Raw genomic sequence first — 2,073 nt, forward strand, 5'->3', positions numbered from 1 at the left:
CACCGCTAACTGCCACGTTATTAAATACTTGCGTACCCACAGTGACAGCAAGGACCTCGCCGGCCCCCAAGACTGCTGTACCAGAAACTATTGGAGTAGTGTCATTAGTTATCTGAGCCGTTACTGTTGGGAGATCAGCTTGTGAGATTTGATTGGCATCAAGATCCGAAAATTTAGCTTGCAGCAAGCCAATTTCCTCGCTTGACAAAGGAGAATCCGATCTAAGTTTTAGACCAGAAACTTTCTCAGCAACACTATTATCCATGGCCATAATATTGAAATATGTATCTAATATCGTGAAGTTATTTTCACCTAATGATGCTGCAATCGTTGCGGCCTCAACTGAAATATTTGATAAGACTGTTAAACTGCTAACAGAAATTTCATCAGACTGATCGAGAGAATTGTCCTCAAGGGAATAAACTGACGCGGTATTTACAACGTTACTGACATAAAAATCTTTTGTATCAAACGCCACATCTACCACTTTAATCTGTTCTACTGAATTATTTAGCAAATCTCCAACAACAAAAAAGTCGAAGCTGTTTGCATAACTATCGGAGGGCGTAAAATTTAAGGTGTAAATTTTATTTTGAGCACCACCCGGGCCATTAACCTGGCTAACTGTAAACCATCCATCGTGAAGGCTATTTACCCCAATAAATTTGTATACGCCGTCCGAAAAAGTAGTATTTCCTTCTAGTTTACCCAATGAATTTAACTCTTTCAAACTTACATCCCCGCGTTCACTAATCAAAATCGAACCTGTAAACTTATCTGAATTGAGACCATATGTAGCTGTAAATGCTAACTCTACACTTTTTGCGTTTGTGAAAACTACCGAAACCCCCTCAACTGCAGACTTACCACCATTAAGTTGATTTGGATTAAATACAGCTTTGAGGTGATCTGAATTTCCATCGCGATCGCCCGACATAACCCCAGCATTAACTCCAACTGCCAGGCCTGTATTATCAACATTGAAAAATAACTTTGCGGGTATATCAGTATCAGATGTTAGATCGCTATTTATTGCATATGGATTTACATTTTCACTATTTACATATGCGCTAAATGTGCCATACCCCATATCAACAATATCCAATTTATCTCCAGGGCTAGCATAATCAAATATATGCTTTTCAATGCCCACCTCAGACACAACAAAATCTGCCTCGGTAACAATGTGATTGTAGGAAATTGTTACAAACTGTCCGACACCCAGTGGTGATTCAAGAACTATCAGTCCATCTTCAAAACTATAGGATGTAGGACTTGTCGTATTTGAATTAATATCATGCAGATTTACGGATAAAACAACAGTATTATCAACCATTGAATCTTCAATCTTAATATTGGTAAGGTTGGTCTCCCCCTCATTCACAATATAAAGAGTGTATGTAACGGTAGAGCCGACACCCTCAACACTTTCAACATTTGCAAATTTTCTCAATGCAATATCAGATTGAGGTAAATCAACAATCACGCTGTAATTTGCCGAGTAAGTTTTTGATAATTGATCTGTCTCTACCGATCTAGCAGATGCAATATTTTCTATTGTCGAATCCAATAAATCATCTAAATTGATATTTAATGCATAATTAATAAAAATTGTTTCTTGAACTTGTAATGGGTTATCTAGCGATATCGAGCTTCCGATTAAGTGATAATCAATTTCATCCCCACTAGCATTTTTAACGCTAGCAATATACACATCTGGATCAGAGAACATACCATCAAGGATTGATACTCCAGTTAATGTAGTATTCCCAATATTAGAAATTTCAATCTGATAGTCTATGTATTGCCCTGCGGAGTTCACGGATTGCGATTCGTTTGTATCCAATGTGAGATGATCATCTAAAGCACCATTATTTAGGGATTCACCTGTCATGCTTTTAGCAATAGCGCTCTTCGCAACCCTTAACTCCGGACTTAGGATTACTTCCACTTCTTCGCTCGCGCTTAGGACACTCTCAGATCCCAAGGTTTCGCTTGCTGTCGCAACAACGGTATTGTCAATATCACCATCGCTAGAACGACCAATCGCATCAAAATCAGTTTGACTAATGT

Annotated in this window: 1 protein-coding gene; it reads right to left on the reverse strand. The window is 38.3% G+C overall.

The window, feature by feature from the left end:
* The coding region (locus AOB49_RS09900; protein WP_156471410.1) for a DUF7507 domain-containing protein at positions 1 to 2,073 on the reverse strand (2,073 nt) is incomplete at both ends.

It is taken from the genome of Polynucleobacter sinensis (genome assembly GCF_001595985.1).
GTDB classification, from domain to species: domain Bacteria; phylum Pseudomonadota; class Gammaproteobacteria; order Burkholderiales; family Burkholderiaceae; genus Polynucleobacter; species Polynucleobacter sinensis.